Source organism: Paenibacillus sp. P4_A7 (assembly GCF_056402455.1).
Genome location: NZ_JBFUHJ010000002.1, coordinates 38,803 through 62,502, shown reverse-complemented (window position 1 = coordinate 62,502; position 23,700 = coordinate 38,803). Strand labels below are relative to the sequence as shown.

The following is a 23,700-nucleotide window of genomic DNA, read 5'->3' as shown; positions in this document are numbered from 1 at the left end:
GGCACTATGGAAATTGAGTCCAATTAGTTTCAGGATTTGCAGCTAAATGACCAAAAAGTGGGCAAGGTCGAGCAAACCCAGCAATTAAGTTCATCCTCTGATACTAAACCGCCACTGTCCCTTTTGCAGCCTCATTTAATTGCAAATATTGAAACTAAACGGGCATAGTAAATAGGGTAGCGGACACAGAAGCGCTTATTTGTGAAGCATCCGCTATTCGGAGATACGTTTGGACAACAGATCCGTTATTCGTGTTAAAAAGGTCAAATAGGCTATCCCCTAGCTTTCAAGCCAAAAAGGATAGCCGTTTTTTTCTACTACTAATCTTGCTTATCTCCCTCGCAGCCATCGTCTTCCATACAAGATGCCCTCAACGACCAAACCAAGTACAAATCCAATAATGATTAGCTGTAAAAAAACAAGGACACTGATTAAGTCCCCCCAGCCTGTAATATCACGAGCGTATATAGCCATCATAATCAGACCAACAACAATCCCTATCGTTGAAAATAACCATAGCCAGCGAGCACCAAGCCAACCTGCGAAGTTTGAAATAAAAGAAACGATGATAGCAAGCAGGATAAATCGGAATGCATGAGTAACTGTAAACGTCTGGTATAACACACCAAAACGGATGAGCCACAACAACAACGTAATAAGTAATGTCGATGCTCCCATGAATATCCACCACTGACTGCTTCGTGCAGCCGGTATTAAGCGCATATAGGGGTCCCCTCTCCAATGATTCCTAATCTTAATAGTTAGTTCTTAATTCTCAATTCAAATAGATAGACGCACCAGCATTCAAAATAGTTTCTTTTTCGAGCTCCAGCACCTTATGTAGATCGTTCCAAATGTTGGGCTTCCGTTCATTATTATCATTGCCATTGCTTTAAATACGAAAATGCGGTAATTCCTTTATGCAGGAATTACCGCTTTTAGATTATACTCCTTCCATGTAAGAAGATATTGTGCATTACGAAGTCAATTAGTTTCTTATCGCATTACTTTAATAAGGGCACCAAGCTCCTCATGTCCGTAGCCTGCATCCATAGCCTTCTTAAAAAGCCCTTGAGCAAATACTGGGAATTCATTATTAATACCCGCCTCACGAGCTTGTTCCATGAGGAGTTCCACTGTCGTCATACAAATATTCACGGAACTCTGTGGGTTATCGTATGTTTCTGTTTGAATCACATCGCTCTCATGCTTGATAACCTCTCCGATAACCTGCGAGATATGAGCTATCATGGATCCAAAATCATCTACGCGAAGGCCATCCGATTCAAGGATACGTGCCGCATGAAAAAAGCCAAGATACGAACCAAATAGGTATGAAAGAAACGCCAAATCTGTCGAAGATGCTGCGCTAATTTGCTCACCTAGATAAGGCACATTTCCAGCCAGGCATTTGAGAAGCGGCTCACTCTGTTGAAAAGCAGATATAGAGCCTGATGTGAAAATTGTAGCGTCAGGTTTGCCCATCTGAGGCGGTGAAGCCGCTATGGCTCCGTCTAGATATTCCGCGTTATGTTCTTGAGCCCACGCTTCATTGTCACGTGCTTGCTGAGGACTACCTGTGCTCAACTGGACTAGAACGCGACCTACGAGAGCCGGTTTGACCTCTTCTGTATTCAAAATGCCATACGAAGTCTTATAGTCAGATACGCAGATAACTGACACTATGCTAGCGCTTATAGCAGAAGCTACACTGGGAGCAAGGACAGCTCCTTCCTTGACAAGCGGCTCAGCCTTTGCGCTCGATCGGTTCCATACTGTAACTCGATAGCCATTTTGAAGCAGTACTCGAGCCAGTGCTGCACCCATTGATCCCAAACCGATTACTGATACATTACTCATATTGTTTCCTCCATGTCATTAAGTTCTTAATCATTGAACGGTAGTATCATTCTTTTCTGCTGTAAACGTCCTTTATCACAAAGAATTTAAGGTATCAATTACGTAAAAAATCTGGAAAGAACAAGTATTCGACTCCTTTACATTGGGGAGCGATTTCCTTCAGAATCGATAATTCGTCACTATATCCAGGCAGGGTCATTCGCAAGGAGGTACTTATATGCCGGATACGCTGCTTCTTGCCGGGATCAGATATCTTTGCGTGATCTCCCGTGAATCAATCATCGATACAAAATTCCGGAAATCTGGGACAGACTTGAGTTGTTCCATCGCTCCCAAAGCCATTTCCATATCACACCAGTAAATAATGTCCGTCCATTGCATTTGGTCCGGTGTATGCAGCAAAGTGCGCCCTTTAAACCCGGGAATTTCAGTTTGTAGTACCTCAGTTAATGCATCAGCCGCCTTACAAAAACGTTCCTTATCCGCCTCTTCCTTCAACTCAAACAAAACGATTTCCATCACGTATTGTTGATTTTCATACTTCATTTTTTAAGCTCCTTTAGCCCTCATATTAAGTGTCAACTTGTATGAAGTGTTTTCTTTCAGACAAGTTCATGTCCAAATCCTCCTCGTTGTATAAACATTGACTTGGAGTTTAAATATACGGGATAATAGTGCCAACTACTGGCACTGTTATTTGCATTGGTAAAAAAGGAGCAAACGTCCCATGCACAAAGCACAGCGACTTATTCAACTCATCATGAAGGTCAATGAACGCAAGAAATTTACGATACAGGAGATGGCGGATGAATGTGGCGTTTCGCGCCGAACGATGATTCGTGATTTGATGGAGTTGAGTGAACTCGGTGTGCCGCTATATTCCGAGGCAGGTCCTAGAGGCGGTTATCGTGTTCTACGTGAGAAGGTGCTGCCACCCATCAGCTTTACCGAACACGAGGCGATCGCGTTGTTTTTTGCCTGCCAATCGCTGCGCAATTACAACTCTCTCCCTTTCAAAAACGAAGTGAATACAGCGTTGGACAAGTTCTTTCATTACCTCTCGAGCGAACTAAAGCAAAAGATCGAACGCATGCAACAAAGGCTTGTATTTTGGGTACCCCCGCATGAAATCGATGTTTCTTTCTTGAAGGAGCTGCTAGAGGCGGCACTGGAGCAACGCGTCGTCGCAATCATGTACGAGGCTTCTTCTCGCCGAGAAAGAATGATTCAACCACTCGGGATTTATACAATGAACGGGTTATGGTACTGCCAAGCTTACTGTTTCTCGGCAGAGGATTATCGAGTATTTCGCGTAGATCGAGTGAAGGAATTTTCCTTAGAGGCAGACCAAAGCAAGAAATTGAATATGGCCGAGGAGGACATTAAGTCATGGGTCATGAGAATAAATGAAGGAGATACATTGGATCTCGAGGTGGATTTGACGCCGGAGGGTGTAAGACGATGCCAATCAGATTTATGGTTATCCCAGTGGATTAATTTGCATGCGGACGGATCAGGTACGATTCGTACAAAGATGAGCACATCATTTACACCGTGGACGGTACATTTTTTCCTCGGCTTCGGCATGGAGGCAAAAGTAAAGCGTCCCCTAGTGGTACGTGAACAAATACAAAGCAAGCTACGGCAGCTAATCAGTCAATACGAAAATTAGAGGAAGTGAACTAGAGACAAAAAACAAAGTCGAAGCCCCTAAAGGTGTTTATTAATATTAAATATTGATATGCTTGTGAAAGCGAAAAAGGCCATATTCCTACAAAAAGTAGAAAATAATGACCTTTTAATAGTTGTTCAAGCTTAAGCTCATTCCCACGGATATTCCGTTAACAAATAATCGGCAAATTTTTCGCTTTCTTCTCTACGGTGCTTCCGCATTTCTTTACGATATGCAGCGGTTTCGTATAGCTTCTTCTCTTCCTCTGTCTCCGGTATAACCTTCGGTGCTATAATCGGCCGGTTCGTTTCCTCATCTAGCCCTACAAAGGTAAGAAAAGCAGTCGCGGCAATTTTCCTCCTCCCGGTTCGCAAGTCCTCCGTAATGACCTTCACAAATACTTCCATAGAGCTCCTGCCAGTCCAGGTTACAAACGACTCTAATGATACAGAATCAGTCGGTCTAATTGGAGAGAGGAAATCGACCGAATCCGTAGACGCGGTAACCGCTGTGACCCGACATAACTTAGAAGCTGAGATCGAAGCAATGTCATCAATATGTGACATTAACCGACCACCAAACAATGTTTCATGATTATTGACATCAGTAGGAAACACTCTAGAAATTTTAAAGCAGCGTGTTTCCTTCACATATTTCGTCTCTGTCATTATTCACACTACTTTCTAACCATTTACATGCACTTCGACTATTTTCCCCATTTCCCGAGCTGTTATGCTTCACTTATTTCCAATATAGAATAGAGTTTCTTCAAGGATAGGGATACAATAGAAACAACTACATAAGCAATAGGAAGTGACAGCATATGGATTTTTCATGGAAACGCAACTTATTTGTTTTGTGGACAGGCGTCTTTTTTTGCAGTACTGCCTATACCATTTCAATACCGTTTATCCCTCTGTTCTTAAGCACAGAGCTTGGTATAACGAATCATTTGGAAGCCTGGTCCGGTATTTCATTCGGTATTACATTTCTTGCGAGCGCCTTAATCGCCCCTTTCTGGGGATCACTATCCGACAAATACGGTCGAAAGCCTATGCTTATTCGATCGGGCTTCAGCTTGGCCGTCATGTATTTTCTAACTTATTTCATTCATGACCCTTATTTATTTCTAGTTCTACGGATTTTTCAGGGATTGCTTGCTGGGTATGTTCCGGCTGCTATTGCATTAGTTGCTACCAATACGCCTGAGGATAAATCGGGATATGCACTTGGTATTATGGCTACGGCTGGTGCAACCGGAGGAATTATGGGGCCGGTAGTCGGCGGAATCGTCAGCCATCTGATAGGTAATCGTGAGGCATTTATTTTTTCAGGACTCGTTGTGTTGGTTGCTGCTTTGATAGCCACGTTTTTCGTGCATGAGAAAAAGTTCAATCGTTCAGCCGTCCGCTCATCCATTAAAGACGACATCAAACATGCCTTATCCAATCGAGCCTTCGCGACTTTGATTGCTCTAGCAGGATTAGCGACGTTCTCAGTCATGATCCTTGAGCCTTTGCTAACCGTATTCGTCATGCAGCTTGGTGTTACACCAAGCGAAGCGGCCTTAAAATCGGGTATTGTTTTCTCGGCCATGGGTATAGCAACATTAATAGCCGCTCCGCAATGGGGTAAATTAGGCTCACGTATCGGCTTTTCTCGTGTATTGTTTATTGGACTGCTTGGAGGAGGAATCGGCAATTGCCTGCAATTTTTCGTAAACGGCTATGTACAATTCGGCATACTACGTTTCATGTACGGATTGTTCTTTGCCGGCGTTTATCCTTCCATTAATGCCATGATTGTCAAAGTAACAGAAAGTGAATTCCGCGGTCGCGCATTCAGTTTGAATCAATCAGCCTCACAATTTGCGACAATGCTCGCGCCCGTCATCGGCGGAGTGCTTGGCGGGATCATTCCTATACGCTGGGTATTCGTCATTAACGGGGTGCTGCTCATTACGGCAGCTATTCTTGTGCGTAGGCAGCTGCGAGAGGACAAGCTAAAAAGAGGAACTACAGTAACTTCATAAGCTTTTACTCTTGAATTACAGCGACTCATAAAGAGGCAAAGGAACGGACGCGAACGCAATGGCGCCGATCGGTGGGTAGGATTCGCCTAATCTACATAAAAAGGCGGCAGTCTAGGACTTTTTTCTCGTCCCTGGCCGCCGCTTTTTTTGTTATTGGGGGTAAGTCTAAAATTTTATTTTCCTCGAACACTTGTCCGCTCATGCTTTCTTCCCTTACTTCTCTTACTTCTCTTGAGTAGGAGCAAGAGGAATGACCATATTCCAAGTATGATCGAACTGCCACATTTTTTCTCCCGAGCCGGTTGCAGCAAACAAATGCGTAGGTACGCCATTCTGAAAGAGTAAGTTAGGCCGCTCCAAATTGATCATTTCCGACTGGGTTCCGTCATCCCATTGAACCGTACGGGAATACGCTTTCGGGTTCGGGTGAATCGTCCAATTAACGCAATCCTCGCTTGTCGCATAGACGCCGGCCCCCCACTCTCCCGTTATACCTTTACTTTCATTCTTGAAATCATCCTTCATTAATAGATGGAACAGACCATCCGCATGCCATAAATAAGGGTCCTCGACATGTAAATCTGGATCAGTGAAACTCAAGATCGGATCATCCGTTAAGCGACGGAACGGTCCTTCGGGGTGGTCGGCAACGGCAATGCCTAATTGCAGGGTAGAACCGGCATACTCACGTGATTTGTATATCATATACGTCGTTCCATCCTCTAATATAGCTACCGCAGGATTAGTTGTTATCGTACAGTCCCATTTGCCTAAGCGTGGTTCTAATAGAGGCGTGTCTCTTCTCGTCCATGGGCCGAACACGGATTTCGATACTGCCAAGCCTATTCTTTTGTTATTCCAAACCTCAGTTACTCGTTCAGATGAAGGAGAATCTCCCGGACCTGGTATCGGTCCTCCGAACGTCGTTCCCATATAATAGAGATAATAGCTTCCATTCCAATACTTAATATGAGGGTTGTGCTGATTCATACCGTCAAAAAAGGTACGCCCTCTTCGTCCGAGCACCGTTTCTTCGTATTGATAGGGCCCTTCAGGAGTTGTGCTGGATGCTCTCACAACCTCGCAGTTAAACAGCCAGTGCGCTCCAAAACCAAGCTCTTTCTTCCATCGTGAAGCAAAGAGATGATACCGCCCATCTTCGCCTAAAACACAAGATCCGCACCAGATGTAGTGGTCATCCTCGCGATAGCCTCCTGTTCTCGATGCTGGCATTAATCGACTGAATATTGGGTTTTCCATACGATATAAACCTCCCATTTATTGCTAATACTATCCTTTAACGCTGCCCATCACAATACCCTTCATGAAATACCTTTGCAGGAATGGATACACCATAAGAATCGGAAGCGTACCTAGAAAGATTTGAGCAGCTTTTGATGTACGATCAGAAATAATACCGAGCAAATATCTAAAAAAACCGTAAATAAATACCACCGATCGCTGATCAGTGATTTTTATCTACGGTTTTTATTTGGAACGTTTTATTAGTCTACCGCTATAAGGCAACGAGAATCAATGACTATTTCTAGCTGAATGTAATTCATGCTCATTTTGATGCAGTTCTTTAAGCATGTGCTGATAGAAGCTGCTCTCCTGAGAGCTAAGCCCTTGCTTATTATTCTTCTTAATCATCGTATCAATATTACGTTTCAAGATCGTGCTCCGACGTCCTAACATGTCCGTATAACCCAAGTAAAATCACCCTCCAGTTTATGTCTCTCAATCGGTCTATTTAAGTATAGCGAATATTCAAATAATTGAAAAACCGCTTATCCACGCCTTTTCTTCGATAATTAGCGCTGAGATAGGATGTGATTTAACTACCACAACCTATTCGAAAACATCCTGCAATATCCTCCATGTAACGTTATTCATCATCCTCATTTACTCAACCTTTTTCTGTTTCAGTGGTATAATAATTGGACTACATTCTCAGGAGACTAAATATTTATGAACCCTACCGATACGATGGATGATATGCAATGGAATATGCTCATACAAGATGTAGCTGACAATTTTGATCAAAAAACGATAAATCGCGGAGCGCCTTATTTTAGACAAGGCCGCGTAAAGCAGATGACCCTACCTGGACCTCGATTGGTTCATGCTGTCGTTGATGGAACCGATCGCTATTCCGTAAAGCTGAATTTGGACTTTTTTTCACTGAGTCATTGTAATTGTCCGGTTGGCGGTCCCTGCAAGCATATGTTTGCCGTTCTTCTCGCTTATGCCGATCTGCAAGAAAGGCCTGTCGCTATGCTCATCGACGCCGAAGCATTTGCCTTGCCCAAAATAAGAAAAAAACCTACGCCGCAAAATGTAGCCTACCAGCAAGCACTTCAAATAGCAGAGAAAAAGAAAGAAAATCGAGCTAAATTAAAAGAGCAAGCAAAACGAATACCGACTATGAGCATTCCAGAATGGCATGAGTTGTTTGAGCTTTGCAGCTCCTCATTAGAGAATAACACTCGAAACAGTCAATACGTGAAGGAAGCTTTGGATTCTATTCATAAAATCAAACCTGCGCTCCCACCTGTATTGGATAAGCTTTTTTCACTGCATGCTCACCTCTACGTGCTTCAGCAGGTCACTCAGAAAGCTGAAATTTCTGGCTTCAATTATGGGTCCTATATGCTGTTCCACACGCATGTTGCTGCATCAGATTTACAAGGCTCGTTCGAGCGTATCTTCGCCAATAAGTCTGAAATAACTAGAGATTCCGAGTATTGGCCGTACGTCCTCGAAACATTGACCTTTTTGCGAAAACAGATGCTGATCGAAACCCAAGAGCGCAGTTATTTCCTCAATCATTATGACCAGCTCTGGAAAGATTGGCTTATTCCTTATTTAACGGATGGGCAGATGTTTGAAGAGGAGTTACAGCACCTGCACTCAGCCGAAGATGAGTTAGGCACCGAGCTTTACCGCTCACCCTGGCTGTTAGCTCAGAGCTGGATGCATTTCTATTTATCACAGGATCAAGAAGCTTGGACACTTTTGAAGACCCTCAGCAATCGATTTAAAATACAGCTTGAGCATTTATTAGGCTTCCTTTACAAATTAGTTGACGCTGAGGAATGGCCGCGGTTAAGCCAATGGTTAGTTGTATTCATCCCCCTAATGGAGTACCGACGAGATGGCTTGAATGAATACACCGGTATTTGGGATATCGTTATTGAACATATTCCCGAAGCTGAACAGCAAATGTGGGAAGCGCTCATTCAAATGCTGCCTGCTTCTTATTCTATTTATGAAGATAAACTGCTTGCTAGAGGTAAATGGCAGCAATGGATGGACTACCAATTAAGCTCAGGTGGTGAGCCCTTAAATTTTCGCGCCACTGTATTTGCACCTATAGAAAAAAATGCACCTGAGGTGCTGCTGCCCTTTTATCATCAAGCCGTTGAGAGATATGTGCTGCAAAAAAATAGGGATAGCTACAAAGCAGCTGTCAAATTGCTGAAACGTTTAGCGAAGATATATAAAAAAATGAGGAAAGAGTCGACTTGGGAGCTGTTCTTCGACGCTTTTACCTTGCGCCATAGTCGGTTGCGTGCGCTGCAAGAAGAGTTGCGGAAAGGAAAGCTTATATCATGAGCATGTATACAGAAACCATAACTGTCAACGTTACCTTAAGTACACACGGTGACGCCCTTCTATACGGAACGACATCAATGAATGGCACCATATCTGGCATAAGATTAAAGCATTGTCTGTTTGCATGGCATGAGCCTTCTTTCTACGGAACTGAGCTTGCCCTACAACAGGTTCAAGATGTCGAGCTCGTCATCCTGCCCGCCGAGCATGTCCTTTCATTTTTCGTAGAATCGAAACTACTAAGTCATTTGGAATGGGTATGGGAAGGCGATGCCTCGCAAATAATAGAGCAGGCTTCCTTACTAACTAGTTGTATTGATCAAAAAAAATATATACCCAGCTTCTCCTCCTTTCAGCAAGGCAAGCTGAAATGGACTTGGGATGAAGCCTCTTTAGACGAGCAAACGCTCCAATCATTAACCGAAACAAGCAGTGATGCTCGCTTTACAGAAGGCTTAAAGGCTGCATTTTCTGCCACTGTATTTGTACGCTATTACGGAACGGAAGTGGCTTCTACCGATTTAAGGAGAGAATATCCACTGCTATTCGCGAAAGCTGCTGCAAATATGGCTGGTTTAGATCCACAAGCATGGCTAGTTGCAATAGGTTGGAAATCTGATGTTGCGCCTTTCCGGCCGCTGCTGCAGCTGCTTGAGCCAGATGAAATAGAGGCAGCTTGGCGACTTAAGCTTGTTCTGCAGGACAAGCAGGACGCTGCAGTGCTCGCAGATGTACGCCTCGGTGAGGACGGAGCAGCATTTGGCTCCTTTCCTGCCGCATGGTCGGCACTCGTGCGTGAACGCTCTGCCGGTTGGCTGAATCATCTGCGCTCAAGTCTGCCTGCCGAAAGATTGGCAGGTCCTAGGGAAGATGTGCTTCAAAGTCCATTGACCGATGAAGCTGCTTGGCGATTCTTAACGACAGACAGCCTTCGTCTGCTGGACGCCGGATGGCAGGTTCTTCTGCCTGCTTGGTGGGAAGCGGCAAGTCGGAAGAAGCCAAGGCTTCGAGCCAAGGTGAGCTCGGGGGCAGGAGGCGGCGCAAGCCAATCGCTGTTCGGGCTGGATTCGATCATTGATTTTGATTGGCGCATAGCTATTGGCGAAACAGACCTTACCGAGGCGGAATTTGCCGAGCTTGTTGCTCGCAATGAACGGTTAGTTCGTTTCAGAGGGCAATGGATATCGCTTGATCCTTCCTTGCTGGCCCAAATTCGCAAGGCAATGGCTAGTGTAGATCGTACGCAAGGCTTGTCCTTTCAAGATGTGCTTCAGCTGCATTTGCTTGGGGGCGGAAATGATGCGCAAAAGGATGAGCCCGAGCAATCTCCTGAGGACGCAGCGCGCATCAAGCTTGAGATCGAGCTGAATGAGCATCTGCTTCAACTTATTAGTCAGCTTAGCCAGCAGTCACAAATGCCAGCACTTTCAGTACCTGCTGGGTTGAAAGCGGATTTGCGTACTTATCAGCATGACGGATACGCATGGCTTGTCTTTTTGCGTCGCTTTGGACTTGGCGCATGCCTAGCGGATGATATGGGACTTGGCAAAACCGTACAGCTTATTGCTTATTTGTTACAGCTTAAGGAATCTGCTGCAGCCGATAAAGTAACCCAGCCGCCTTCTCTTATTATTTGCCCGACTTCGGTGCTCGGCAACTGGCAAAAGGAAATCAATCGTTTTGCTCCATCGCTTAATATCATGCTCCACTACGGAAGCAAGCGTCTTAGCGACGAGACCTTTTATGAAGAGGCTAGTCAAGCAGATGTTGTCCTGACCTCCTATTCTGTAGCAGCTCTGGATCAGGCGCTGATCGGGGATTACATGTGGTCTTCCATTTGCTTGGACGAAGCTCAAAATATTAAAAATGCCCAAACCAAGCAGTCTTCAGCCGTGCGAAGCTTCTCTGCGAAGCATCGTATCGCGCTTACTGGAACACCGATCGAGAATCGTCTGTCTGAACTTTGGTCGATTTTCGATTTCATCAATCCTGGATTCCTGGGCAGTGCGCATGGCTTTAATCAGCGGTTCACCAAAGCCATTGAATTGGAGCACAACGAGGAGCGTACGGCTGATCTTCAGAAGCTGGTCAAGCCATTTATGCTTCGTCGCAAGAAGAAGGATCCTGCTATTCAGCTTGATTTGCCGGATAAAAATGAAATGAAAACCTATATACATCTTACAGCCGAGCAAAGTGCTCTTTACGACCAAACGGTCAATCAGCTTATGGAGCGCATGCAAAAGCTTGAAGGGATTGAGCGGAAAGGCGCTATTCTTGCCGCGCTTACTCATCTCAAGCAGCTTTGCGATCATCCAATGCTCTTAACGAAGGAGCCTATTCCGGATCGTGTCTCTACCGCTGAAGGTGAAGTGGATATAGAAACGCTAATCAATCGTTCTTCCAAGCTTGAGCGTCTGCTTGCAATGGTCAAGGAGCTGCGGGAGGAAGGCGAACGTTGCCTGATCTTCACGCAGTATATTGGGATGGGTCAGCTCTTGCAGCTTGTGCTCCAGCAGGAGCTGCAGGAGCCCGTTCTTTACTTGAATGGGAGCATATCCAAGTCAGCACGTGATGTGATGATTGATAAATTCCAATCCCAAACATTGCCGCCTGATGAGCAGCCCAATGTGTTCATTTTATCGATAAAAGCAGGCGGTGTCGGTCTGAACTTAACAGCTGCCAACCATGTGTTTCACTTCGACCGTTGGTGGAATCCAGCTGTTGAGAACCAAGCTACCGACCGCGCCTACCGTATTGGTCAAACCCGCGACGTGCAGGTGCACAAGTTCATTTCGATGGGTACACTCGAAGAACGCATAGATGAGATGCTGGAGAATAAACAGCAGCTTAGCGACAATGTCATCTCCAGCTCTGAGGGCTGGATAACTGAGCTATCTACGGATGCGCTGAAGGACCTGTTTACTTTGCGGAGTGATTGGAGTGGCTAGTTACGGTACTCAGCTTGAATACGATGACGTAGCAAAAATAAACCCTCGGCTGACAGCGGTCGGGGGTTTATTTTATATAGCGAGGTTGGATCATAAAAATAAATTGTACCTGATTGTATGATCTTAATGGTGAAAAAGAAGCCGCTAAGTGGATCATTGAACTGTGACCCACAAGAGGGTACTTTTTTTCAAAGTGTCCTTCTTGTAGGTCACAGTTCATCATTTGGCAAATTGCAAAATAGCTATAGCCGCCCGCTCTCTTCGGTCGGAGTCCGCGCTTCCCATAGCTTCTCTCAAAATTTCTAGTGCTTGCTCAATCGTCTTGCTGTCTACCGTTATTGGAGTACCAGTCTCCGTCTCTAGTGCAATCTCCTTCGGTTTAGAAATCCAATGTTCCAATTCTTCTTTAGACACAGGACGCTTAAACCTCGCAATTGCTCCTGGTTCATCCAAAAATAGCTGCAGCTCCTTCACTAGTTCCAGTCGCATAACACTCTTTAACCATGTTACACCTCGCCGATGGCACATGAAGTTATCTGCATTGTCGAATTGGTCGATGTAATAATAGTCGCCAAGGTCTCCGAGATGAACCCACTCTTCCTGTTCAACTAACAGATAATCGCCGTCCTGCATCACATGTACGAAGGTGCTCAACTCTTCCAATCGATTAGCCATTTCTTTCCCCTCATACTTGTAAACTTGAGTTAAACGATCCTTAAGCTCATCCTTGCTTATATACTCTAAATCTCCGATATCCGGATAGCCAATTGCAACAAAATTATCCCTCAGAAATTCCGTCATTCCGTCCTGCCCGCTAAGATCTGATTTCATCTTAAATAGTTGCAAGGGTCATTCCTCCACAGTCATCAGCTTCATATTAATTCGCTATTAAGTAGTAATAACGAGTATACCTTTTAATGAAATAAATAGGGAGGGCAGAATGATGTCGTCTAATTGGAAGAACAAGTTTCGCCAGCCATTCCTAACAACATGCAGTATCGGTTGGCGATTATATCGAAGAAAATAACGGAGTCACTGTGGAGTGGAAAAGCTATACGAAATCACTAGTGGTCGACCGATGCCACCGAAGGTATTCCCTGTCACCGACTCCCTTCGGGTCGGTCTAACAGTCTTCATCAACTAGCCTCTGGCGGAGACGAGGCAGCGCTAGCACACCCACGCCGCTAAAACGGAAGCACCTGAATGACATATCCCTTGTTGCTGCCTTACGGAATCAACAAGGGATACAGTTTAAAAACAATTCATACAAAATACATATTGTGCAGCCTTCAAGTGCGGTTCTTTTTCTTTACTTTCCTTGGGTGAAACCTCATATTAGTCACTCTATTCCTGGCTCTATTTAATTGGATCCTCCGCATCCCTCGTTGCCTTCCCACTCAGCCACAAGCATTTGATGAATGTGCAGTTCGGGGATGATGGCGTGGAGCACCCCTTCCTCCAGATGCCACTCCACTGGCCGTCGTTCTGGGGCCAAATAAACACGGGCAGGCTTTTGGGGAACTCGAATCCGAACGGGAATATCTCGCCTCACCGGCAGCTCTTCAATGACCGTATGACCGGTATGCCGTTTGGCGCCGTATTGCACCAGATGCAGCACCCAGCAACGCCCTCCGCCCGGCGCCCGCTGCTCCATCAGTGAAATTTCCACCGACGGACTGGCCGCGTCGACCTCCACAAGACGCTCGGAAGGAACAATCAACCAATCTAACGCGTTCGTGACCATCAGGCGCAAATGTCGGCTGCCGATGCGGAAATATTCCTGTCCGAGCGGGGCCGCGAAAACGGCGATCTTCCCTTTGCCGTATTCGTTCATAACAACTGCCGGATACTCCGTATCTTCGCCAGCCGGCGCATGAAAGTGGCCGAACCGCCGATTTAGATCAACTTCCTCATAAGACTGTACAAGACGCGCCGCCATTTGGGCATTGTCCCCCATCTTCCAAAGCGGAACCCGATCCTTGAATATAAAAGGAACTTCCGGTACGTTCCTGAAGAACTTCTGCATCGGACGGAAATAAGCGCCTCCTTCAGCTTTGAAGCCCTCCATTTCAACATTTGCCCAGCGTTCCAAATAAGGCCGCCATTCCGGACGGCTCCATAATCCACTGCCGGTAACCAGCAGCTTGCCGCCCTCCCGAACGAACGCCTCGATCTGCGGCGCGAGCTTGGCATCCAACGTCCGATTCTCAGCCAGCCATAGCAATTTATAGGGTGCAATATCACTTAGTTCGTCGATGACGTCGAAATGGCGGCTGTCCTCGAGCAGTGCGAGACCGGAACCATACAGCGAATCCGTCGTCTGATGATCGTAATAGTCCGGGCCGGCGGCCCGGACCTCGGCATTACGCTGCAGATCGGCAAGGACAGCGATATATGGCACGCTGCGCGCATTCAAAGCCCATTCTTCCCGTTCCTCCACGAAACGATAAGCTTCGCCGATCAACTCATATACGCCCTCGTCCGGCCGACCGGACGGATGCAGTTGGTCGCCAATGCAACAGGAGCCGAGCGTGGACAAAATGGTCGCGCATTCGAATTTCAACTGCGTTTCATTGTTCAAACTGCCGAAATAGCCCCAGTTGTGGGGAAACCGAGTCGTCATGCCGCCGGAAGGTACCGGCAACGTACGGATATAGCGTGCCATGACAGGATAATGATAGGAGTTCCAGCTAACAGGTGCTTCCAACTCGACGAAATCGAGCGATTCGCTACGCGCGCCTCCAATGAACCATTGATTGTTACAAGTGAACTCCATATCCGGGTTCAGCTCGCGGATAATCCGTCTCGTCTCCGCCATGAACCGTTCGAGCGTGAGCTGTTCGAAGCGCTGCATATGTTCCGTGCGATTAATGTCCAGTCCGGCCGCCGCCGCTTTCTCGCGGCAGTAAGTACAGTAGCAAGTGTCCGTCGGAAACATAACCATATCTAGGAAGATGCCGACCACATCAGGATAACGTGGAACAAAGTCCCGTAACTGCGGCCAAAACCACTCCTCCACGAATGGGCTGTTCAGGCATGGCCAGCCCCATTCCTGACCTTCGCGCGTGTCGTAAAGACTCCCGTCCTTGCGCTTCATCGCCCACTCGGGATGCTCAAGCACCGCGCGATCATGAATACCGATGGAAAAATGGACGTAAATAGCAATTTCAGCGCGCTTGGCCGCTGGGAGCAGCAGACCGAGCAAATCTTGTTCCAGCCCCGGGTGAACCTGCCCTGCCGGGCTGTCGTAGTAAGCATTGCCGCAAGCGCAATAGCCGAACACGGCTGTAACTGCGTTGACGCGCGCCTTCTGCCAGACGGCGACGAGCGCTTCCGGGTCGAAATGTTGTCCCACCTGCTGCACCCAGTGAGGCGTATGAAAATCGAGATGGATTTTGCGATTGATGGTATGCTGTAATGCTTCCATTGGTGGATCAAACTCCTTTCGAGGGTGTAACTAATATTTTCCTATATTTCAAAAAATGCAAGGCGGCAGGCATAGCCTGTCCGCCTCACTTTGATCGCTTAGTCTTCAAGTTACCGCCAAATCTTCAGGCGCAGGCAGCGACTGGAAAGTCACATGCGGCTCCAATTGATACCAGAATGTCGTCGAAGAAATGTCATCCTGCAGCGGCAGATAACGCCGACCGGGAGGATTACTCCAACCGAGCGCCTGGATGGTCACGCGCAGCCGCTTGCTGAAGCGGATCGGATCCATGATGTGCCACCTATACATTCCGAACCTCTGTTGGCTCTTATACAAGCCGTCTGGCCGGATCACCTGCGGCATGCCGAGGAATGGCGTCGAATAGCTGCCGTATTGGCCTCGTGGCTCTTCGAAGTTCCACGCTCCACCGAAATAATCCTCCGTACCGGTCCCGCATATCGTCGGGAAATCGGTGTCGTCGTCCATGTAAAACTTAATCTCACCCTCGCCCCACCAATTGTTGTTGTTGACTCCCCAGGCAATATAAGTACCGACGTAATGACCGGACCCTTCGATGCCGTCGATGAGCGTGTGCACCTCTTTTTTCTGCAGCGGGTTGCTGCGTCGAAATGCCGCATGCAAATACCCCGCGTCTTCCGGTACCTCGGTGAGACTGTACGTAAATTGATAGAAAAGCACTGCGTCTTCATGCGACGTGTTTTCCATCGTGATTCGCGCCGAGCCACGGAATGGCATCTCCCAATACGAGTTAAAGCCTCCGGCCGGGTTGACCGCGATCGGCAGCGAATTGACTTTGCAGCCCTCCGTCCAGCCATTGCAGAAAAAGTCGCCGATAGGCACTTCTATAGACGGAGTCACCTCGTCATCCCAGTAGACCCGGAACAGAAACGATCGCCAAACCTCAGGCCCGCACGTCATCCAGATATGTTGGATCACACCCGGTCCCTCGATCTCCGCCAGCGTGAACGTCGTGCCGGCCGGAATGACAACGGAAGGAGACACTTTCCAGCCAATGCCGAGATCTGTGGAAGGGCCTTTGCCCGTGCCTTCAGTAGCTCTGCCGCCTTGTCCCGGAGCCCCAGTCGGGTTTTCCGCGCTGATAGAGCGTGTCTGTGCCGAGGTGACTCGGCTTACGCCGCCGAGCCCCATTCCCCATTGTTGCATCATATGTTTGTCTCCTTTACCTGTATTTTGTAACCTATCACGTTTCCAGCGCACAATCTTTTCTTCGAATGTAGATGAGCGACGAGTTTTCCTCCGGCAAATGTCCGAACGTCAGCCCTTCCGACATCAGCCTGCGACCGGTCCAAACGGGGTTAAACGCCGCTTCCCCTCCGTCCCCGGCTCCGCCGATCTCCTCTAGAGCATAGAACGCGTCGGATTCCAGCCCTTCCAGCCGGATCGTCCGCTCCGCCTCCCCTCCGTCAAGCCGGAAGACGAACAGCAGCATTTCACTGCGGTCCGGCATCGCATACTGGAAGGCCGCCCATCGATCGCCCAGTCCGTCTCGAAGGGGCTGTTCCGTCAACCGATAAACGTCCGCTTCGCGCACGAACCGCTTGATTGTCTCCCGGTAAAGAGCTGCATGCGCCTGAAAGCGCTCGGCCACCCAATCCGGCAATATTGGAAGCCGCTGGGATATACCAAATGCGCCCAGCATCCCCGTCCGGATGAAGTAGTCGAGACGCCCCGGCGTCAGGCTCGGATCATCGGGCTTAAACCGCTGCGACGGATGATCGCCCACCCAATCCGAATAACTGAAATGCAGGCACGCATCCGGCGGAAGCATCTCAGAAGCACCCCAGAACACCTGGAGACTGTGCTCCGGCCAATCAGGATCGCTCAGAAACGCCGCGTGGACGTGCTGCAAAATGCCGAGGTCGATGCGCAGCCCGCCGGACGAGCAGCTTTCGAGCAGTACTTCGGGAAATTCCGCGCGGATCCGGTCAAACACTTCGTACAGGCCGATGTAATGCTGGTGCAAGCCGTCGCCGTCACCATGTCCGTGATCCGTCCGGTTGCAGCCCGCTCCGGGATCGAGATTGAAGTCGATCTTGATCCAATCGGCGCAATAATCGGTAATGAGGTGGCGCAGTACGCTATAAGCCCATTCCCGTACCTCAGGGCTGCCGAAGCAGGCATAGCCCAACCGTTCGCCTTCCCGTAATGCTTCATACTGAGGATATTCCACTGCTGTAACCGATTTTTTACCGAACGCTTCGATTTCGCACCAGATGCCGAACTTCAACCCTTTGCTGTGCGTGTAGTCCGATAACGACCGCAAACCGCTTGGAAACCGAAGCGCATTGACCATATGCCAATCTCCCCGGTAATCTCCCCAACCAGCGTCAATCTCCGAAGGCCCGAACCAGCCAGCATCGAGCGTGCAAACTTCCATTCCTAACTCCGCAGCCCGGTCAACATTTCGACGAAATGTCTCCTCATTAATTGCTTTATCCTCGTAGCTCCACCAGGTGTTCCATTCGACTGGCAGTTGCCAGTCGAGCGAACGGCCGGGGTACCAGAATTCCCGACCGACACGGGCAAACGCCTGCGCATTGCCATTCAGACTGCCGTCCTCGCCAAAAGCGACCGCTACCGAAGGAGAGACGAACGTTGCACCCGGCTGAAGGTCCGTATGAAATTCCCAATCGCTCATGCCACCGCTCACCCGGAAGATGCCTTCCTTCTGGCGCTCGAAGCGGAAAATCCAATTGCCCGACCAGAGGACCGAAGCCGTTACTACCTGGCCATTGCGGTCAGACCAAGCAAACCAGGGATGAAGATCACCGGAAGAACGCCCTTTACGCGTTTCCAGCGTTTTCGTTTCGATTAACGGCTCATGAACCGGTTCGAACTCCTTGCACCATTCTGATTTGTAATACATCAAATCCCCGCCGGACGGAAATTCTAGCATGCACGGGTCGATCCGCCCGATCCTTGCTGGACGGTCGCCATCATTCACAATCTCGATCCATCGTTCGACTAATGACCCGTTCTCATAGATCCGACTACGGACCGAAATCGTCAGATGCGTACCAGAATCGCTGCCGCCTTCACCAGAAGGGACGTAGATCCAATCCGTATCGTTGCTAACAACTTCTGCCGCTTCCTCCGATCGTTTCGATCCGGCTTCTTGAAGAACCACCATGTGCGGATTTAGAAGTTTTCCATCTACTTCCACATGAAAGTCGGTCGACTTCCGATACATTTCACTTATAAGCATGCCGTCCGCACCTCCTTAGTTATAACACCCACTCTTTTCCACATGCCGATACCGTCACGCCCGTCAAGTCGCCCTCGAGCACTTCGACTTCCGGCTCCCACTCCCCAGTGTCTTTACGGAATTGACGATACGTGCCCCACGCCGTTCCGGTGCTCCAGAACGTGCGGAACTCCTCACCTTCCGGCGCTGGCGGGGCGAAGGACATACGGCGGGCCGGCATATCGAAATGGAATCCGCTGAACGCCAGCAGCAGCCCCCAGCTCGACAATCCGCGAGCGTAGTGATGCCCGCACTCGATATCGTTCCACGGATTGCGGCGGTAACCGTCCTGACGCTCCCATACGGTGCGCACGATAGTAAGCCCTTCCTCGATAAAGCCCTCATAAATCAAATGCGTCGCAACATGATATTCGATGCCCGTCCAAACCTCGTCCGAATAAATGAAAGGGAAGTTCGGTCGGCCGCCTTTGGGCCAAGAACACAAAACTAACCCGCTCTCATCGTTCAGAACGTAAGTGCGCTGGCAATTCGTCACATCTTCGAAATTGTGCTTGTAGTTGTGTTTATAAATCGCGGCCACCGCGGACTGAATATGTTCTTTTGGCGCCAAATAACCGAGCCCGTATACATGAGCCAGCTGCTGCCCAAATACCTGGTCGGACAGACATCCGGCACCATGCTGATATTTGTGCGCATTTACATCATCTAGCCGCTGCTCGTAATATTCCCCGTTCCACAAAGTCGTGTCCAGAAGCGTCGAGCTCTTCGCGGCAGTTGCCTCGTATTCGCGTGCCAGCTTCGTTTCCCCGAGGTGGTCGGCTATGCGGGTGGCGGCGCGAAGCGCGGCGATATAGATAAAGCCAGTCAACGGATTGGGACCATAAAATTCGATATCGTACGTGTTGTGTTGTTTTGCTTCGAGCAAGCCGTCGCCGTCTGGATCCCAGTTGGCCGCTGCGAAGGAGAGACAACGTTTGGCCGGCTCCCATAATTGACGAAGCCACTCGTCATCGGCGCCAAGCTGCCATTCCCGGTAGAGGCGCAGCACCGAGCCGAGCTGGCCATCCACCGCAGGCGGTGCGTCGGTATCATCGAACCAGCGCCATTTATGTTCGAACATCGAGTATGCGCGAAAACTCATCTGACCTTCGGCATTCGTCTCATCAAGAAGCTCCGTGCGCCGCATGCTCCGTTCCAGATTCGGGAACAGGAATGCCATCGCTTGGCTATAATTCCACACGTGCGTGCAATTGCCCTCGCAGCTGCCGACGTTGTCTAAGCAGCCCTCGTAGGCAAGAAACCGCCCGTCCTCCAGACGGAAGCAGGTCTGGCTGCGGATCGTCGTTAAGTTCGCAGAGATGACATCAAGCGCATAACGCGGAATCGTCGTTGAATACAAAGTGTCATGGAAGGTTCGCGTCACTCGCTCAAGTCTCTCGCGATGTTCCGCCATATAGGAAGCGGCCTCCCATGAGCTGGAGAATAATGTCGCGTAATAATTGCGTATCGTCTCCCGACCGGGCACCTTCACGCGGATATTTTCATTCCATCCATTGATCCGATTCGGAAAATGCCACGCAAGTACAAAGCGGAAATCACGCGATTCCCCCGGTGCCAGCGTCGTACGAATACCGATCGTACCCGTGCTTGCATGGCCGTCTCTGTATGGCGTATCATATTTCAAATCATTCAACAGTCCGTCCTTCTTGAAATCGTCCCAAAACTCCTGCAAGAAGTCGAACCATCCTCCCCTGTACCAAGCTGGTTTGGAAGTAATGAGGTCTCCCTCCACGGTTTCGGCCAGCATCGTCATATCGCCATATGACAGCTCCTCTGGCGCAAATTTTTTCGAATGCAGAAATAGACCTTTTCCATAGTCCGATTCCCGAAGTTCGTTCAGATGGCCCCCTGCCTCATCATAATTGACAGAGCCATAACCATCATATTTGATGCCCGATGGATTGCAGAGTGATCCAGCGAGTGTTATTTCGACGGGAACGGCAAGCGGATTGCGCACCCGGTAAGTGAGATAAGCACCCGGAATACTGGATTCCCGATCATTTAACGGCAGAAATGGTGTGAAAGCTTCCAGCTCAACCTCAAGAGGCAATTCAGCATCTTGAAACTGTACTTTCGCCAGCGGATATTCGCCGATCAACTGCGAAGCATCGAGCCGCGGAAGTCCTGCTCCCGTTTCCGGCGCATAGCCGTTAGCTCGACCGTGAGGCGGCAGCAGCTTCGATTCCAGTACTTTCGCCAGCGGCTCACCGCCCTCGGGCTTCGTCCAAATGACAAAATACGAATTCGGAAGTACATTGCCCTTGCCCGGCCGATTGAATATTTCCCAATCCCGCAGATCGCCCCGGCTGCCGAGCGAAACGTTGCCTGTGCCGATACCTCCAAGCAGAAACGCAGCCTCCCGCGCTTCGCGTGGATATTCACGCGGCTTTTTATCTCCAGCTAACTGTTCTTTCGTAAAACGCATTATGACTCCTCCATTTCCCATCGTTTATTTAAATGCCACGTGTACTATAACTATTAAGGCCTTCCAGCCAGTGATTGTTCGAAAAGGTGCTCTTCCTCATATTTGCTGCGCAGTTGGCGTACAAATTCAGTCAGCGGCTCAATGACACCCTGATGGTGCATAACCAACTGCCCCTGCTCATCGCAAGATTGTACCCAAGGTGCGTAAGTTTCCATATATTGTTGCTCCAACCTAAGAGCCTCTTCTGCTTCGGCCAACAGCGCAAGTAACTGATCCGGTGCGGGCCAGGCGGCATGCGCTGCGTCGGCAGGCCATGCCTTATAGCCAAACAGCGGTAACTTCGCGCGTTGCAGTCGGTTCACCGCCTCGATATGCACGGCGCTAATCAAGCACAAGTCCCTCATGTATGCAGCCTGAGCAACATCGGCACCCACAGTCTCGCGGGACGCTGATTCATGAAGCGTCTCAAACGCATCCGCAGCCTCGCGGAAGTTCATCGCGGACTGTGCGAGTACCCGCCAGCTATAGCCTGGCGCATCCGTAGCGTAGTTGAACACCCAATCGGAGGTGAATCCGATGTTATAGTTGTGCTGCTTGCTGTACAGAGTCGCTTGCTCTAAAAGCCGGTAGGCCTCGTGGGCCGCATCTGCAATCGTATTCCCTGTTCCGAATAATCTGCGGAAATAATCGCGCTCGAAAGACTCCGCGCCGTCTAGATCCCAACAACAGGCTGCTGCGATAGCAGTGTTATGCTCGAGTGAACGAACGCGCCAATGGTTGAAGTAAATCGTATCCGCACCGAGCTGCACCGCGGCTTCCACGTTGAGGCGCAGCGACTCTCCCCAATCCTGAGCGAGCATCATCGTACCATCGAACTCCAGCCAAGAGATAACACCCGGCTGGATGCCATGGTCCTTGAGCGGCTGCCAGTTCGGCATTTGCTCCGCGATGCTGCTCGCGCCGTAATCGGCGATGCAGTGAAACCGCATGCCAGCGGGCAGCATTTGTGAGACAACTGCCATCATCAGCTCAACGCTGCGCGGGTTTGGATTGTATAAGGCAATCGTCGCTGCTATTCCCCTCCGCTCCAGCTTTTCCCGTACGGCCGGATCGGCGAGCACCTCGAGTGCGAATTCCACGTACCTCAACGAACCGATTACCGTCGGATAGTAATCGCTGCCAGGCAACACTGTCCAATAAGGATGTGCTTTCGGATTCATCTCCGGTCCTTCGTCCGGCTGTACAACTTCGCCCAGCGCCGCGAGGTCGAACACCTCAAGCGGCAAACTGAATTTCGCCGTTAGTCGAGCGATTTCCGCCTCGTAAGATTCTCCTTCGCCGGGACGCCAAGCGGTCCCTTCGCGAGAAATAAGCTGCAGATCGTCCAAATCCTCGAACGCATCGATGCATTGCAGACAACGCGCAACAGCAATGCTGCTCATGAGCGGATGGCGCAAGTTGGATTGCGCCAGCTTGACGCCCGACCAGCCTTCCTGCCAATCGTCAACCAAATTGTCGTCCCGCTCGACACCTCCTGACGTCTGCCCAGCTTCGACTGTGTCTGCCGCCCGGCGTTCCAGTTGTTCCATCAACTCGATCGGCACGGATTCGGGCTCAAAAGATACGCAATTGCGGATGCCACGCTCACGACTGCGTCGCATCATCCGGCAATACCGCTCGTACATCGCGGTTAACAGTTCCTCCGGATCACGAATCGGTTCCAGCTCACGCGGAAACCAGTGATCCTGAACCTGTACTTTGTCGCGCCCCGTCATAGCAGGATCGATCGGTTTACGGTTCAGGTTGCCGAGCGAATGCTCAAGCGGCCGAATGCCTTCGTACTCGAAAGGAAACCATTGCTGTGGAGTGTACATGTGAAAGCAAACGTAGTTCCATTTCTGCCGCGCCATGTTGTCGATAAAGGCGGCGAACTCATCCTCCGAAAAAAAGGACTGGTCCTGCACGAAGTTTAAGTGCATGCGGATGCCGCGTTCCCGAATCGTTGGGGTGTGGCGAATATTTAGAAGGGGGATATCCAGCACTTCCCGACGCTGCGGTACGCGCTCCCCAGACATTTCAAATACATAGTCCAGCTTTTCGCAAAACGTGTACACGGCATGAAGCAAGGTGGCCGGGCTTCCGCACGCGATTGTCGCCATGCGTCGTTCCGCTTTGATCTCCATTTCCTCGTGTGCCAGGGTAGGCTCAAGGACGAGTTCGATCCGTCCGCTCTCCCGATCCGGGAGTGAGGACAGTGAATGTTCCCTTTCAATCCCTTCGATAACCCCTGCCTTTAGCAAGCGAAGCAACTCCTCCGCAGCGTAAGCCGCGATCGCTATCTCGTCTTGGGTCCAGTTGCCTGTTTCGATATTTGGTCCTGAAATTATAATCATGTCGAATGCTCCAATCTC

At 49.3% G+C, this 23,700-nt stretch carries 16 protein-coding genes and 1 pseudogene; 4 read left to right on the top strand and 13 right to left on the bottom strand.

Annotated elements, in window-relative coordinates; all coding sequences use genetic code 11:
- Window positions 1-330: 330 nt before the first annotated feature.
- From AC1DWN_RS00565 to AC1DWN_RS00555, 3 genes are all read right to left on the bottom strand, one after another.
- The gene (locus tag AC1DWN_RS00565; RefSeq protein WP_477557000.1) at window positions 331-723 is read right to left on the bottom strand and encodes a hypothetical protein; all 393 of its coding nucleotides are present in this window, start codon (window positions 721-723) and stop codon (window positions 331-333) included.
- 273 nt (window positions 724-996) lie between these two features.
- Entirely contained in the window at window positions 997-1,860 is an 864-nt protein-coding gene (locus tag AC1DWN_RS00560; protein WP_477556999.1) for an NAD(P)-dependent oxidoreductase, read from the bottom strand.
- 213 nt (window positions 1,861-2,073) lie between these two features.
- Window positions 2,074-2,406, bottom strand: a complete 333-nt coding sequence (locus AC1DWN_RS00555) for a hypothetical protein (protein ID WP_477556998.1) — start codon at window positions 2,404-2,406, stop codon at window positions 2,074-2,076.
- Between the two features lie 181 nt (window positions 2,407-2,587).
- Here AC1DWN_RS00555 and AC1DWN_RS00550 point away from each other — a divergent pair, with 181 nt between their 5' ends.
- Window positions 2,588-3,532, top strand: a complete 945-nt coding sequence (locus AC1DWN_RS00550; protein WP_477556997.1) for a helix-turn-helix transcriptional regulator — start codon at window positions 2,588-2,590, stop codon at window positions 3,530-3,532.
- Between the two features lie 149 nt (window positions 3,533-3,681).
- Here AC1DWN_RS00550 and AC1DWN_RS00545 read toward each other — a convergent pair whose 3' ends face one another.
- Entirely contained in the window at window positions 3,682-4,200 is a 519-nt protein-coding gene (locus tag AC1DWN_RS00545; RefSeq protein WP_477556996.1) for an acyl-CoA thioesterase, read from the bottom strand.
- Window positions 4,201-4,355: 155 nt separating this feature from the next.
- Here AC1DWN_RS00545 and AC1DWN_RS00540 point away from each other — a divergent pair, with 155 nt between their 5' ends.
- The gene (locus tag AC1DWN_RS00540) at window positions 4,356-5,564 is read left to right on the top strand and encodes an MFS transporter (RefSeq protein WP_477556995.1); all 1,209 of its coding nucleotides are present in this window, start codon (window positions 4,356-4,358) and stop codon (window positions 5,562-5,564) included.
- Window positions 5,565-5,786: 222 nt separating this feature from the next.
- On the opposite strand, the gene AC1DWN_RS00535 is transcribed toward AC1DWN_RS00540, so the two are convergent.
- From AC1DWN_RS00535 to AC1DWN_RS00525, 3 genes and pseudogenes are all read right to left on the bottom strand, one after another.
- A complete protein-coding gene (locus AC1DWN_RS00535) occupies window positions 5,787-6,824 on the bottom strand; it encodes a glycoside hydrolase family protein (RefSeq protein WP_477556994.1) in 1,038 nt (345 codons plus the stop codon).
- A 30-nt stretch (window positions 6,825-6,854) separates the two neighbouring features.
- Window positions 6,855-6,986 (bottom strand): annotated as a pseudogene (locus tag AC1DWN_RS00530) (carbohydrate ABC transporter permease); the annotation flags it as partial.
- A gap of 111 nt (window positions 6,987-7,097) precedes the next feature.
- Entirely contained in the window at window positions 7,098-7,277 is a 180-nt protein-coding gene (locus AC1DWN_RS00525) for a hypothetical protein (protein WP_477556993.1), read from the bottom strand.
- 258 nt (window positions 7,278-7,535) lie between these two features.
- On the opposite strand from AC1DWN_RS00525, the gene AC1DWN_RS00520 reads away from it, so the two are divergent.
- A complete protein-coding gene (locus AC1DWN_RS00520) occupies window positions 7,536-9,182 on the top strand; it encodes an SWIM zinc finger family protein (RefSeq protein WP_477556992.1) in 1,647 nt (548 codons plus the stop codon).
- A complete protein-coding gene (locus tag AC1DWN_RS00515) occupies window positions 9,179-12,130 on the top strand; it encodes a DEAD/DEAH box helicase (RefSeq protein WP_477556991.1) in 2,952 nt (983 codons plus the stop codon). The genes AC1DWN_RS00520 and AC1DWN_RS00515 overlap by 4 nt, the downstream gene beginning before the upstream one ends.
- Window positions 12,131-12,349: 219 nt before the next feature.
- On the opposite strand, the gene AC1DWN_RS00510 is transcribed toward AC1DWN_RS00515, so the two are convergent.
- The 6 genes from AC1DWN_RS00510 to AC1DWN_RS00485 all read right to left on the bottom strand — a co-directional run bounded on the left by AC1DWN_RS00510 (window position 12,350) and on the right by AC1DWN_RS00485 (window position 23,682).
- The gene (locus AC1DWN_RS00510; RefSeq protein WP_477556990.1) at window positions 12,350-12,976 is read right to left on the bottom strand and encodes a hypothetical protein; all 627 of its coding nucleotides are present in this window, start codon (window positions 12,974-12,976) and stop codon (window positions 12,350-12,352) included.
- A gap of 514 nt (window positions 12,977-13,490) precedes the next feature.
- Window positions 13,491-15,557 (bottom strand): alpha-amylase family protein, encoded by a 2,067-nt coding sequence (locus AC1DWN_RS00505; protein WP_477556989.1) that lies wholly within the window; start codon window positions 15,555-15,557, stop codon window positions 13,491-13,493.
- A gap of 105 nt (window positions 15,558-15,662) precedes the next feature.
- Window positions 15,663-16,745 carry a glycoside hydrolase family 172 protein gene (locus AC1DWN_RS00500; RefSeq protein ID WP_477556988.1) on the bottom strand — a complete coding sequence of 361 codons (1,083 nt, stop codon included), beginning with the start codon at window positions 16,743-16,745 and terminating at the stop codon, window positions 15,663-15,665.
- A 34-nt stretch (window positions 16,746-16,779) separates the two neighbouring features.
- A complete protein-coding gene (locus AC1DWN_RS00495; RefSeq protein ID WP_477556987.1) occupies window positions 16,780-18,804 on the bottom strand; it encodes an alpha-galactosidase in 2,025 nt (674 codons plus the stop codon).
- Window positions 18,805-18,823: 19 nt separating this feature from the next.
- Complete coding sequence (locus tag AC1DWN_RS00490) at window positions 18,824-21,289, bottom strand: GH116 family glycosyl-hydrolase (RefSeq protein ID WP_477556986.1); 2,466 nt, start codon at window positions 21,287-21,289, stop codon at window positions 18,824-18,826.
- Between the two features lie 53 nt (window positions 21,290-21,342).
- The gene (locus AC1DWN_RS00485; RefSeq protein ID WP_477556985.1) at window positions 21,343-23,682 is read right to left on the bottom strand and encodes a hypothetical protein; all 2,340 of its coding nucleotides are present in this window, start codon (window positions 23,680-23,682) and stop codon (window positions 21,343-21,345) included.
- Window positions 23,683-23,700: the final 18 nt, after the last annotated feature.